Raw genomic sequence first — 13,468 nt, 5'->3', positions numbered from 1 at the left:
TGCCTCAATGAACGGGGTTCCTGTGTTTGGGGCTGCTGCGCAGCCCATCGGGGATAAATCCCCTCACCACAGGGTTATTGGTTGCCCACAGATTTTCGGCGGTGGTGCAAACGCCAGCCAGTCAGAATCAGCAGCAACACGCCCAGCCCACCCGCACTCAGCCACAACACCTGATCATCACTGATCAACGGCTTCTCGATCCGCAGATACCCCGGTTGCAGCAACAACTCGCGCATGGCCTTGTTCGCCGCGTCCAGCGTCACGCCCTGCAGCTCGCGGGCGGGGTTGGCGAAACGGCCGTCCTCATAGTCACCCAGCGCGCTCCAGTAGTAATCGGCCAGCGCGCTGTTGCCTTGCACCGCCCAGGCCTGATGGGCGATGGCAGCTTGTTTGATGCGGGCGAAGGTGTCCGGATCGAGGCCGTTTTTCAGCAGATCGGCCTTGAGGGTTTCCAGCACCTGGATGGCTTCGTCAACGTCATCGCGATCCAGATCAGCATTCAGGCTCATGAAGCCGACGCCACCAAACACTTCGCGCTCGGCCCACGGCCCATAAGACAAACCGTGGTTCAGGCGTATCTGTCGATACAGCGCCCAGTCGAGGTAGTCCTTGAGGATGTCGAAGGTCTGGTCGTACTGATCGTCCAGCACCGGTTCCGGCACCAGCCAGTGCAGCTTGGCGCTGTCGCCGATAAAACCACGGGTGAGGGTGCGTTCATGGGCAGCGCTGGAGCGGATGTCCGGCAGCGGGCGATGTTCGCTCGGTTCAACCGCGTCGAGCGCGCCCCAGGTGCGTTCCAGATAGGCCGGCAGCAATTTGTCGAGTTCGCCGACGACGATCAGGCTCATGTTGTTCGGCGCGTACCAGGCCTTGCGCACCTTCTCCAGTTGCTCTTGGGTCAGGTGATCAACCTCCGCGCGTTGCGGACATTTCAGGCCCAGTTCGACCGCCAGTTGATTGCTCGCGGTGTGGCCCAGATCCTGACGGTCGAGAAAGCGTTGCAGCTTGGTGTAGTGACCGCCGTCCTCACGCTCGACCACACGTTTGGCGGCGTTGATTGCGTTGTCGTCGATGCGGGTCTGGGTCAGCAGATCCAGCAGCAGGTCGAGCACTTTGCGCTGGTTCTTCGCCGGGGCTTCGATGACGAACGTGGTGTCGGCGTTGCTGGTGAAGGCGTTCCACTCGCCGCCGAGCGCTTGCATGCGTTCTTCGAGGCCGCCTTCGCCCGTGGCGTCGATGCCGCTGAACAGCAGATGCTCAAGCAGATGCGGCAGCTCTTTTTCATCACAGTCAAAGTCGTCGAGGCCGACGCCCACCACCAGCCGGATCGCCACATGCCCGCGTTCGGTGCCGGGCTTGAGCAGCAACTGCAAACCGTTGGGCAATGCATAGCCTTCGACCTGAAAACGATCCAGGGCAAAAGAGGGGAGTGAACCGAGCAACAGACAGGCGAACAACAGGCAACGCATAACAGGCTTCCATACGGCTGATTTGGAGATCCGTGTCGCTATTCAGGCCGCCCTTCGCGAGCAGGTCGAATCGTCGCACCGTCGCTCCCACAAGGGAACGTGTTTCAAAGGTGGGAGCGAGCCTGCTCGCGAAGGTCTTAAGGCTGAATCAAAGTTACTGACTAAACCCAGCCGCAGACGTTCAAGGCGAATGCGTAATGTCGCTCATATCATCCGCCGCCAGCGCCCCGGTATCCGCCGTTTCCAACACCACATACGCGCTGCCGCAAAACAGCGAATTGAGCCGTCTCATGTCTGCAATCAACTCCAGATGCAGCGAACTGGTTTCAATACTCTGCACGATCTTGCGTTGCAAACGGCTGACATGCGCATGGGCCAAACGCCGTTCCTGCGCGCGAAAGCGCCGTTTCTCGCGCAACAACTGGCGAGCGCTTTCGCGGTCGCTGCTGAGAAATACCGACAGGCCCAAACGCAGGTTGGCGATGAGTTGCTGATGCAGGACGGCCAAATCCTCCAGCCCCTCTTCGGAAAACGAACGACGCTGCGAAGTCTTCTGCTGCTGAATCTTGCGCAGCATGCGTTCGATCAGATCACTGGCCAGTTTCAGGTTGATCACCAGTTCGATGATCTCCGCCCAGCGCCGGCTGTCGTGCTCGCCGAGGTCCTCGCGGGGCATCTGTGCCAGATACAGCTTGATCGCGCTGCACAGCGACTCGATGTCATCGGTCAGCCGACGGATTTCCTGGGTGACGGCAGTTTGTTTGCCGCGCAGTACGTCGAGGGTGGCGTCGAGCATGTTGTCGAGCAGATCGCCCACGCGCAGGGTTTCCCGCGCGGCATTGGCCAAGGCCAGGCTGGGCGTGACCAACGCGGTCGCGTCGAGATGACGGGGTTTGGCCGTGCCGTTGACCTCCGGGCGCTCCGGCAGCAGCCAGGCGCAAAGCCGCGCCATCGGCCCGACACTCGGCAGCAGGATCAGGCAGCGCGCGGTGTTGTAGAGCAGGTGGAAGCCGATGACCATTTCCTGCGGACTGAAATCGAGGCTGTCGATCCAGTGCACCAGCGGATCGAGCACCGGGATGATCAACAAGAGGCCGATCAGCTTGTACAACAGACTGCCCAGCGCCACTTGCCGGCCCGCCGCGTTCTGCATGCTGGTGCTCATGAACGCCAGAATGCCGCTGCCGATATTCGCACCGATCACCAGACCGATCGCCACCGGCAGGCTGATCACCGCAGCCCCGGCCAGCGTCGCGGTGAGCAGCACGGCGGCAAGGCTGGAATAGGAAATCATCGCGAACAACGCACCGACCAAGGCGTCGAGGAGGATGTCGCCTGTCAGAGAAGCAAAAATCACTTTCACGCCTTGAGCGTGGGTGATTGGTGCAGCCGCTTCGACGATCAATTGCAGCGCGAGAATGATCAGCCCCAAACCGATGCTGACCCGGCCCATCTGCCCGAGCCGCGTCTGTTTGCGCGACAGAAAGAAAATCACCCCGAGGAAAATCAGCAGTGGCGACAGCCACGACAAATCGAACGTCAGCACTCGCGCCATCAGCGCCGTACCGACGTCGGCACCGAGCATGGTCGCCAGTGCCGGGGTCAGCGCCATAAGGCCTTGGCCGACGAAGGAGGTGACGAGCATGGCGGTGGCGTTGCTGCTCTGCACCATCGCGGTCACGACGATACCGGCGACGAACGCGAGCCAGCGCTTGGACATATTCTGGCCGATCACATGGCGCAGATTGGTGCCGTACACCCGCAGGATGCCGGTTCGGACGATGTGCGTGCCCCAGATCAGCAGGGCGACGGCAGAAAGAAGATTGAGCAGGGTGAGCATGCAGACCCCCTGTAATAGCAGCGCCCCAGAGGAGCAAGTTGACTGTACCGCGCGGTTTCTACGTTCTGATACTTAAGCTGTAGTTGGCTAACGGTCTGGGCGCCAGCATTGCACAGCTAAAGTGCTGATTGAAACAAAAGTGTCATGAAAATGGGTTCATGCACCCACTTGAATCCAACATATTTCCCGAATGTTGCCCAAAACAAATGTGGGAGCGAGCCTGCTCGCGAAAGCGGTGGATCAGCCAACATTGTTGTCGACTGACACTCCGTTTTCGCGAGCAGGCTCGCTCCCACAGGGGGTATTGCGTGCGCCTGGATTACCGGATTACTGCCCCGGAATGTCCTTGCGCAGTTTCACCGGATCCTGCTGCTGTTTCTTCTTCGCCATCGCCCCACGCAGTTTGATGTTGATCGCTTCAACCGCCAGCGAGAACGCCATCGCGAAGTAGACGTAGCCTTTTGGCACATGCACGTCGAACGACTCGGCAATCAGCACGGTACCGACCACCAGCAGGAACGACAGCGCCAGCATTTTCAGCGACGGGTGCTTGTCGATGAATTCGCTGATCGTACCCGCCGCGAGCATCATCACCAGCACCGCAACGATGATCGCTGCAACCATGACCGGTACGTGCGAGACCATGCCGACAGCGGTGATCACCGAGTCCAGCGAGAACACGATGTCGATGATCGCGATCTGGATGATGGTGTAGAGGAAGTTGCCGCCCTTGCCGCCTGGCGTTTCTTCGCTTTCGTCTTCGCCTTCCAGTGCGTGGTACATCTCTTGCGAGCTCTTCCACAACAGGAACAGACCACCGAAGAACAGGATCAGGTCGCGGCCGGAGATGCCTTGGCCGAAGACTACGAACAGGTCCGCGGTGAGGCGCATGACCCAGGTAATCGACAGCAGCAACAGGATCCGCGTGATCATGGCCAGCGCCAGACCGAAAATCCGGGTGCGCTGCTGCATGTGTTTAGGCATGCGGCTGACCAGGATCGAAATCATGATGATGTTATCGATGCCGAGGACGATTTCCAGGGCGGTCAGGGTAAAGAAGGCAACCCAGATTTCAGGGTTGGTCAGCCATTCCATGTGTATTCCTTTGAGCGATTGTTAAACCGAAAAAGGTCCGGGCTTCAAACAGCGAAGCCAGGACCCGCAACGGTGAGTCTTGGGCTTATAGAGTGCTGAACACCGGGAAAGTCCCCAACAGCAGCGCAGCAATCAGAATGCATATACAAACCAGGATCGCCCATTTCAGGGTGAAACGCTGGTGGTCACCAAAATCAATACCGGCCAGAGCCACCAACAGATAGGTCGATGGCACCAACGGGCTCAGCAAGTGCACGGGTTGACCGACGATCGAGGCACGAGCCATTTCCACCGCGGTAATCCCGTAGTGGCTGGCAGCCTCGGCCAACACCGGCAACACGCCATAGTAGAACGCATCGTTGGACATGAAGAAGGTGAACGGCATGCTCACCAGCGCCGTGATTACGGCCAGGTACGGGCCAAGGAAATCAGGGATCACCGCCAACAGGCTCTTCGACATCGCATCGACCATGCCGGTGCCCGACAGGATACCGGTGAAGATACCCGCCGCAAAGATCAGCCCGACCACTGCCAGCACACTACCGGCGTGAGCCGCGACGCGATCCTTCTGCATTTGCAGGCAAGGATAGTTGACGATCATTGCAATACTGAACGCCACCATGAACAACACCGGCAGCGGCAACAGGCCGGCGATCAAGGTGCACATGAGACCGAAGGTCAGCGCGCCGTTGAACCAGATCAATTTAGGACGACGGGCATCCGGGAACTGCGAGACGCTGATTTCGCTGTGATCGATATCGTCGCCCACCAGGTGCAACTCACCCAGACGCGCACGTTCACGCTTGCCGTAGAAGTAGGCAATGATCAGGATCGCCACCACACCGGCGCCCATGGCCGGAATCATCGGTACAAAGATGTCCGAAGGGTCGACGTGCAGCGCACTGGCGGCACGGGCGGTCGGGCCACCCCACGGGGTCATGTTCATCACGCCACCGGCGAGGATGATCAGACCGGCCATGATTCGCGGGCTCATGCCGATGCGGCTGTACAGCGGCAGCATGGCGGCCACGCAGATCATGTAAGTGGTCGCGCCGTCACCATCGAGGGAAACGACGAGCGCCAGAACGGCGGTGCCGACCGAAACTTTCAGCGGATCGCCCTTGACCAGCTTGAGGATCTTGCGCACGGCCGGGTCGAACAGGCCGGAGTCGATCATCAGGGCGAAGTAGAGAATGGCGAACATCAGCATCACGCCAGTTGGCGCCAGCTTGGTGATGCCTTCGAGCATCATCGGGCCGATCTTCGGCGCGAAACCACCGAACAGGGCAAACAGGATCGGGATGATGATCAAAGCGATCAGCGCGGACAGGCGCTTGGTCATGATCAGGAACATGAACGTGATGACCATGGCGAAGCCAAGGAAAGTCAGCATGGGAATACTCCAGGCGTAGCGCGGCTAGTTGATTGAGCGGATCGTGGGGATCAGCGCAGAACGGGAAGCACGAGACGTACGGGCGGAGTGACAGCGCGGAGGCGGGCTACAGAGGACATCAGAATCACCATTGTTGTTGTTAATTGGGCCGGGCGAGCGAGCAATCACACGCGTTGGCCAACCGGTCTGTTGCCGGAAGTAAAGCGATCCTAATGGGGCAACCTTTCAGCTACCTTTCGCTGATGAAAGCTTTGAATGAACGGTCAACCGGCCGTCGGAAGCGGCTGGAGTCAATGAAAACGGGGAGCGGAACGAAAAATCAGGCGAAGACGCTGTGATCGCAGACACATACGCTTTCAGTTCGGCGCGGCCCCGCCCATGGTCACGAACAAGAGCTGCTGATCAAAAAACAGCCAGATTCAGCGGTCGCAGTGCGCCCATCCAGATCGCATGCTCGGTGTGGTCGAGCAAGTCATCACCGGTGTCCGGGTGCAGGAACACCACCAACCCCTTGCGATTGAGTGCCAGCCACGGCAGCACGTCGCTGATCAGCTCCGGGGCGAAGGCCAACTGACAGCTCCAGTCCGGATGCGGGCCGACCGGGCGTTCGTGGACGCGGCCCATTTTCAATGGAAACAACTGCGCGGCTTGCTCGCACAAGGCTCGCGCCTGATCAATCGTGCCGGCGTCGAAATAGACGTGGGCGTGGTAGCCCTTGATCGCTTGCATCGGAAAGCCTCGCAAATCGGTTCGAACCCTCGACGTTGCGCGTATGTCACACGCTTTACAAGGGAAAACAAAAGGGATCAGCCATGAAAAATGCCGAAACCCCGGTGGTAAAAGTGGTGCTCTATGGTGCCATGAGTAGCCTGGGCGGCGCGTTGATGGCTGAGTTGCTGCGCCGCCAGCACGAAGTCATCGCCATTCTCGACGACCTCACGGCGCTCGCGCCACGTCCGGGCTTGCGCACCAAGAGCGGTGATCTGTTTGATATCGAACGGGTCAATCAAAGCGTAGCGGGGAGTTCAGCGGTGATCTGCCTGCTGGATGCGCCAGGTTTGCCGTTCAGCAGTGATCACGTCGAAAAGTCCGTTGTATTGGGGCCGGTTGAACAGGTGCTGGCCGTCGACGCACTGGTCGATGGGCTGCAATTGGCCAATGTCGCGCGATTGTTTCTGGTGGGTGATTTCGCCGTCCTCGACGAGCCGGAGCTGGACGATCGCCTGCAACGTCACGCCGCCGAAGAAATCCGCGAAGCCCTGCAAAGCAGCCCGCTGCACTGGACGCTGGTCAATGCGCCCCACGGCGTGGCCGGATTGACGATCGAGCATTTCAGCCAGGTCGGCGGCAATCTCGAGCCCGGTCTGGCCGAACCGCTGGAGCGCTTGAATCGCGTGGCGGTGGGGATTGCCGATGAGCTGCGGCTGAATCTGCATGTGGGCCAGCATGTGAATTTTGTCGCGACGACCGAGTGAATATTTAAACGGCAATCGATGGGAGGGTCAGTCCGGCTAGCGACTCAGCGCTGCCGGCCTGCTCCGCCATCAACCAGTCGACAAACTGTTGAATCAACGCACCACGACGTTTGCGCTGGGGCAGCACCACGTAGTAACCCAGCCGCGACAGGGTGGTTTCGGCAATCGGGCGGCACAGCAAACCCTGAGTCAGCAAGTTATCCACAAGGTGACGCCAACCGATAGCCACACCTTGGCCGCCAATCGCCGCTTGAATCAACAATGTGTAATTGTCGAACCGCAACTGCCCCGGCGCTGGCGGTGTACTGATGCCAAGTTCACGGAACAGCCCGCTCCAGTCAAACCAGTTACTGCTGTTTTCACCGCGCAGATGCAGTAACGGAAACTCCAGCAGCGATTGAGCCGGCAAGGGCAGGGCCCGCTCCTTGAGCAACTGCGGGCTGCAAACCGGAAACACTTCCTCGCTGAACAGCCAATGACTTTCGCCCTGTTTAAAACGCCCGTCGCCAAACAGGATCGCCACATCGATGTCGGTGCGCAGCATGTTGTGATTACGCTCGCTGGTGACCAGGCTGACGTCGACCTGCGGATTGGCTTCGTGGAAGCGGTGCAAACGTGGCATCAGCCAGTAGGCAGCGAAGGCGAAGTCGGTGGCGACTTGCAGCACTTCGTGTTGCTGTTGTGCGCTGATCGCACTCAATCCGGCGTCGATATTCTGCAAACCGAGCTGAACCTGCTCAAACAGGATCGTGCCGACCTCGGTCAATTCGATGCCGCGATAGATGCGGTCAAACAACCGCGTGCCGAGTTGATCTTCCAGCCGTTTGATCTGCTGACTGATCGCCGGTTGCGTGGTGCCAAGCTCTACCGCAGCAGCGGTGAAACTGCGATGCCGGGCTGCCGCTTCAAAGGCCCGCAGCAGGTCGAGCGACAGATCACCCAGGGCTTCATACATAAGCTGTGCTTATCCTAGTCATTGCCCGGCGCGGGCTTTACCGGTTAGAGCATGGACTCCATGCTCGGTCGCAGCAATGTCGCATAAATATTCACTATGGAATGCCGCGATCACATGAAGCGCAAGAATATTCTTTTCATCATGGCCGATCAGATGGCCGCGCCAATGTTGCCTATCTATGGCCCGTCGCCGATCAAACTGCCGAATCTTTCGCGCCTCGCCGCCCAAGGCGTGGTGTTCGATGCCGCTTACTGCAACAGCCCGTTATGTGCACCGTCGCGCTTCACCCTGGTCAGTGGCCAGTTGCCGAGCAAGATCGGCGCCTACGACAACGCCGCCGATTTCCCTGCCGATGTTCCGACCTATGCCCATTACCTGCGCCGTCTCGGCTACCGCACCGCGCTGTCGGGGAAGATGCATTTCTGCGGCCCGGACCAGTTGCACGGCTACGAAGAGCGCCTGACCAGCGACATTTATCCGGCCGACTATGGCTGGGCGGTGAACTGGGATGAGCCGGATGTACGGCCGACCTGGTATCACAACATGTCTTCGGTGCTGCAAGCGGGGCCGTGCGTGCGTACCAACCAGCTCGACTTCGACGAAGAAGTGGTGTTCAAGGCGCAGCAATACCTGTTCGACCACATCCGCGAGGACGGCGACCAGCCGTTCTGCCTGACCGTATCGATGACACACCCACACGACCCGTACACGATTCCCAAGGCGTTCTGGGATTTGTACGACGATGGTGATATCCCGTTGCCTAAAACGCCGGATCAACACGAACTCGATCCACACTCACAACGCCTGCTCAAGGTCTACGACCTGTGGGATAAACCGCTGCCTGTGGATAAGATTCGCGATGCGCGCCGCGCCTACTTCGGGGCGTGTAGCTATATCGACGCCAACGTCGGCAAACTCCTGCAAACCCTCGAAGAAACGGGCCTCATCGATGACACCATCATCGTTTTCTCCGGCGATCACGGCGACATGCTTGGCGAGAAAGGCCTCTGGTACAAAATGCACTGGTACGAGATGGCTGCCCGCGTGCCCCTGTTGATAAGTGCTCCGGGCCAGTTCAGTGCGGGCCGAGTCAGCGCCGCCGTATCCACCGCCGACCTGCTGCCGACCTTCGTTGAACTGGCCGGCGGCACGCTGGAACCGGGTTTGCCGCTGGACGGCCGTTCGCTGGTGCCGCATCTGCAAGGGCAGGGCGGGCATGACGAAGTGTTCGGCGAGTACATGGCCGAAGGCACGATCAGCCCGTTGATGATGATCCGTCGTGGCGCGTACAAATTTATCTACAGTGAAAGCGACCCTTGCCTACTCTTTGACGCAGCCAACGACCCGCGCGAACTGGAAGAACTCAGCCAATCGCCGCAACATCGCCAGCTGTTCGACGATTTTCTCGCCGAGGCGCGGGCCAAATGGGACATCCCGTCTATTCATCGGGAAGTGCTCGCCAGCCAGCGCCGCCGTCGTTTTGTTGCCGATGCGTTGACCATCGGCAAGCTGAAGAGCTGGGATCACCAGCCGCTGGTGGACGCCAGTCAGCAGTACATGCGCAACCACATCGATCTCGACGATCTGGAACGCAAGGCCCGTTATCCACAACCCTGCCAAAACCAATAATGTTAAGGGGAAGTCCATGCGCAAGTTATCCACAGTACTGACGGTCAGCCTGCTGGCTCTGGGCAGCGCCTCGGCATTTGCCGAGCAAAGCTGCGAAACGGTGAAGATGGCCGACCCCGGCTGGAGCGACATCGCCGCGACCAACGCCATTACCGGGTTTCTGCTGGATGGCATGGGCTACAAGGCCAAGGTCGACACCCTCGCGGTGCCGATCACCTTTGGCGGGCTGAAAGATGGCCAGGTGGATGTGTTTCTCGGCAACTGGATGCCGGCGCAGCAGGGCTTTTACGATAAATTCGTCGCCACTGGCGATGTCACGCAATTGGCGAAAAACCTCGACGGCACCGAGTTCACCCTCGCCGTGCCGGATTACGTGTGGGACGCGGGTGTGCATACCTTTGCCGACCTGAACAAATACGCCGATAAATTCGACAAGAAGATTTACGGCATTGGTTCCGGCGCGCCAGCGAACATCTCGCTGCAAGACATCATCAAGAAAAACGACTTCGACCTCGGCCAGTGGAAGCTGATCGAATCCAGTGAACAGGCGATGCTCGCCGAGGTCTCGCGGGCGGTGAAAAAGCAGAAATTCGTCACCTTCCTCGGCTGGACCCCGCACCCGATGAACGTGCAGTTGAAAATGCATTACCTCAAGGGCGGCGAAAAGTACTTTGGCGACACCGGTAGCGTCTTCACCTTGACCCGCAAGGGCTACGCCGAGGCGTGTCCGAACGTGGGTAAATTGTTGACCAATCTTTCGTTCACTCAGGAGATGGAGAACAGCATCATGGCCGAAGTGGTGAACAAGAAAGTCAGCAATGCCGAGGCGGCGAAGGCGTGGATCAAGGCGAATCCGGCGGTGTTGGACAAGTGGCTGGATGGGGTGAAAACGGTGGATGGGAAGGAAGCGCTGACCGCCGTGAAAGCCAAGCTCTGACTCACCACTTACCTGTGGCGAGGGGATTTATCCCCGATGGGTCGCGCAGCGGCCCAAAACGCGAACTCACGGTATGTCAGATCCCATCGTGAATACCGGTTTCACGACTGCTGCGCAGCCGGTCGGGGATAAATCCCCTCGCCACAATTGTCGGACGGTACTGATAACCTTGCAAAAACTCATCATCCGCGAGGCCCCATGGCTTTCCCCAGTCGCCGCTCACTTTTCCCTTTTCTGAACTGGCTCCCCCGGCAAACCCGCGCCAGCGTCGGACGGGATCTGATCGTCGGGCTTAGCGGTGCGATTCTCGCGTTACCCCAGTCGATTGCCTACGCGCTGATCGCCGGTCTCCCACCTGAATACGGTCTCTATGCCGCGATCATTCCGGTGTTGATCGCCTGCCTGTGGGGCTCGTCGTGGCATCTGATCTGCGGGCCGACGGCGGCGATTTCGATCGTGTTGTACGCCAGCGTGAGTCCGCTGGCCGTTCCAGCTTCACAGGACTACATCACCCTGATTCTGTTGCTGACATTCCTTGCAGGGATTTTCCAGTGGCTGCTGGGCTTGCTGCGCTTCGGCGCGCTGGTGAATTTCGTCTCGCATTCGGTGGTGCTCGGTTTCACCTTGGGCGCAGCGGTGGTCATTGCCATTGGGCAGTTACCCAATCTGTTGGGCCTGGATCTGCCGGCAAAAGCCACAGCGCTGGACAGTCTTATGGATCTGTTGCAGCACCTCGGGGCTGTGGATAAACCCTCCGTGCTGCTCGGCGTTGCCACGGTCGTGGTTGGCGTGGTGTTGAAACAGTTGCTGCCACGCTGGCCGACGCTGTTGATCACTCTCGTGCTGGCGAGTCTGCTGGTTTGGCTGTGGCCGGCAATGTTCGGCCATGTGCACCTGGTCAGTGCATTTGTCGGGCGCTTGCCACCGTTCAGCGGACTACCACTGGATCTGGATTTGATCCTGCGCCTGCTGCCCAGTGCGGTGGCGGTGGGCATGCTCGGGCTTGTCACCAGCCTGTCGATTGCCCGTTCGATTGCCGCGCGTTCGCAGCAGTTGCTCGATGCCAATCAGGAAGTCCGCGCGCAGGGCTTGTCGAATATGGTCGGGGCATTCTTTTCCGGATCGTTGTCCGCCGGCTCGTTTACCCGCTCGGGCCTGAGTTACGAGGCAGGCGCGTGCTCACCGCTGGCTGGGGTGTTTTCGGCGATATGGGTCGCGCTTTTCGCGATTTTTGGTGCCGGGCTGATTGCGCACATTCCGATCCCGGCGATGGCTGGGAGCATTCTGCTGATCGCATGGGGGCTGGTGGATCATCGCGGCATTCGCGCGTTGCTGCGGGTCAGCCGCGCCGAATTCGTGGTCATGGCGCTGACTTGTCTGGCCACGCTATTACTGGAATTACAGACGGCGATCTACGCTGGGGTGCTGGCGTCGCTGTTCTTCTACCTCAAACGCACTTCGCAACCGCGGGTGCAGCATTGGCGTGATGGCGAAGACGATGTGCTGCGGGTCGGCGGCTCGATCTTCTTCGGCGCCAGCCATTACCTGCAAGTGCGTTTGCAACGCATGCACGGCGCGCGAGTGGTGATCGAGGCGCAGCAGATCAACTTCATCGACTATTCAGGGGTGGAGATGCTGCATCAGGAGGCGCGGCGCTTGTTGCGCCAGGATCGTAGCCTGACCTTGCGTGGCGCGCGGCCGCAAGTGGTGGACGAGTTGAGAAAGCTTGAGGGGCCGGAGAAGTGTCCGATCCGGTTTGAGGATTGAAAAGATCGCAGCCTGCGGCAGCTCCTACATGGGATTTGTGTTCACTCTGTAGGAGCTGCCGCAGGCTGCGATCTTTTGCTTTCAGGCTAACTGCCGACGCAACTCAGCCAGGACGGGCGCCGTATCCGGGCGCACGCCGCGCCACAAAAAGAACGCCTCGGCCGCCTGCTCCGCCAACATCCCCAAGCCATCCATCGACACCGCCGCGCCATGCTCGGTGGCCCAGCGGCAGAACGCGGTCGGCTCCTTGCCGTACATCATGTCGTAGCACAGGGTTTTGCCCGGCTCGATCAGGCTTGGCGCAATCGGCGGCACTTCACCGGTAAGGCTGGCGGAAGTGGCGTTGATGATCACGTCCACCGGCTCGCGCAACCAGTCGAAACCACTGGCTGACACCGGCCCCAGATCGCAGAACAATTCGGCCAGCAACTCAGCTTTTTCCACCGTGCGGTTGGCGATGATCACCGATGCCGGTTTCTCTGCCAGCAAAGGCTCCAACACCCCACGCACCGCGCCACCGGCGCCGAGCAGCAGAATGCGCTTGCCGGTCAGGTTGAACCCGGCATTCACCGTAAGATCGCGCACCAGCCCGGCGCCGTCGGTGTTGTCACCGAGCAGCAAACCATCGGCCAGTTTGCTCAAGGTATTCACCGCGCCAGCGCGTTGTGCCCGGGCTGTCAGGCTGTTGGCCAGACGATAGGCGTCTTCCTTGAACGGTACGGTGACATTGGCGCCGCGACCTTCCTGGAAAAACGCCGTGGCGCAGCCGGTGAAATCGTCGAGCGGCGCCAGCAGGGTGCTGTAGTCGAGGCTCTGCCCGGTCTGTTCGGCGAACAATTTATGAATCATCGGCGACTTGCTGTGGCCGATCGGGTTACCGAAAACAACGTAACGATCCATCACAACTC

General features: G+C 59.6%; 11 protein-coding genes. 4 read left to right on the top strand and 7 right to left on the bottom strand.

Annotated features, from left to right (window positions below):
* Positions 1–74 precede the first annotated feature (74 nt).
* The 5 genes from ACA074_RS00200 to ACA074_RS00180 form a co-directional block, all read right to left on the bottom strand.
* Complete coding sequence (locus tag ACA074_RS00200; RefSeq protein WP_401268258.1) at positions 75–1,469, bottom strand: M16 family metallopeptidase; 1,395 nt, start codon at positions 1,467–1,469, stop codon at positions 75–77.
* 181 nt (positions 1,470–1,650) lie between these two features.
* The gene (locus ACA074_RS00195) at positions 1,651–3,309 is read right to left on the bottom strand and encodes a Na/Pi cotransporter family protein (RefSeq protein WP_187677271.1); all 1,659 of its coding nucleotides are present in this window, start codon (positions 3,307–3,309) and stop codon (positions 1,651–1,653) included.
* A 327-nt stretch (positions 3,310–3,636) separates the two neighbouring features.
* Entirely contained in the window at positions 3,637–4,404 is a 768-nt protein-coding gene (locus tag ACA074_RS00190) for a TerC family protein (RefSeq protein ID WP_187677270.1), read from the bottom strand.
* Positions 4,405–4,489: 85 nt separating this feature from the next.
* Positions 4,490–5,797: a CitMHS family transporter gene (locus ACA074_RS00185; protein WP_401268255.1), complete on the bottom strand. Its 1,308-nt coding sequence runs from the start codon at positions 5,795–5,797 to the stop codon at positions 4,490–4,492.
* Between the two features lie 402 nt (positions 5,798–6,199).
* Positions 6,200–6,526 (bottom strand): DOPA 4,5-dioxygenase family protein, encoded by a 327-nt coding sequence (locus tag ACA074_RS00180; RefSeq protein WP_497615776.1) that lies wholly within the window; start codon positions 6,524–6,526, stop codon positions 6,200–6,202.
* Positions 6,527–6,609: 83 nt separating this feature from the next.
* Here ACA074_RS00180 and ACA074_RS00175 point away from each other — a divergent pair, with 83 nt between their 5' ends.
* Positions 6,610–7,272 carry an NAD(P)-dependent oxidoreductase gene (locus tag ACA074_RS00175; protein WP_187677264.1) on the top strand — a complete coding sequence of 221 codons (663 nt, stop codon included), beginning with the start codon at positions 6,610–6,612 and terminating at the stop codon, positions 7,270–7,272.
* A 4-nt stretch (positions 7,273–7,276) separates the two neighbouring features.
* Here ACA074_RS00175 and ACA074_RS00170 read toward each other — a convergent pair whose 3' ends face one another.
* On the bottom strand, positions 7,277–8,227 hold the full coding sequence (locus ACA074_RS00170; RefSeq protein ID WP_401268251.1) for a choline sulfate utilization transcriptional regulator: 951 nt from the start codon (positions 8,225–8,227) through the stop codon (positions 7,277–7,279).
* 114 nt (positions 8,228–8,341) lie between these two features.
* Here ACA074_RS00170 and betC point away from each other — a divergent pair, with 114 nt between their 5' ends.
* The 3 genes from betC to ACA074_RS00155 all read left to right on the top strand — a co-directional run bounded on the left by betC (position 8,342) and on the right by ACA074_RS00155 (position 12,560).
* Positions 8,342–9,856, top strand: coding sequence for a choline-sulfatase (betC, locus tag ACA074_RS00165; protein WP_497678216.1), 1,515 nt, complete (start codon positions 8,342–8,344; stop codon positions 9,854–9,856).
* Positions 9,857–9,872: 16 nt separating this feature from the next.
* The gene (gene choX, locus ACA074_RS00160; protein ID WP_497658393.1) at positions 9,873–10,793 is read left to right on the top strand and encodes a choline ABC transporter substrate-binding protein; all 921 of its coding nucleotides are present in this window, start codon (positions 9,873–9,875) and stop codon (positions 10,791–10,793) included.
* 198 nt (positions 10,794–10,991) lie between these two features.
* Positions 10,992–12,560, top strand: coding sequence for a SulP family inorganic anion transporter (locus ACA074_RS00155; protein WP_489880144.1), 1,569 nt, complete (start codon positions 10,992–10,994; stop codon positions 12,558–12,560).
* A gap of 81 nt (positions 12,561–12,641) precedes the next feature.
* On the opposite strand, the gene aroE is transcribed toward ACA074_RS00155, so the two are convergent.
* Positions 12,642–13,460 carry a shikimate dehydrogenase gene (gene aroE, locus ACA074_RS00150; protein WP_497678215.1) on the bottom strand — a complete coding sequence of 273 codons (819 nt, stop codon included), beginning with the start codon at positions 13,458–13,460 and terminating at the stop codon, positions 12,642–12,644.
* Positions 13,461–13,468: the final 8 nt, after the last annotated feature.

This window comes from Pseudomonas sp. LBUM1655 (assembly GCF_059716085.1).
The sequence above is the reverse complement of the archived record's forward strand: the minus strand, read 5'-3'. Positions and strand labels throughout refer to the sequence as shown.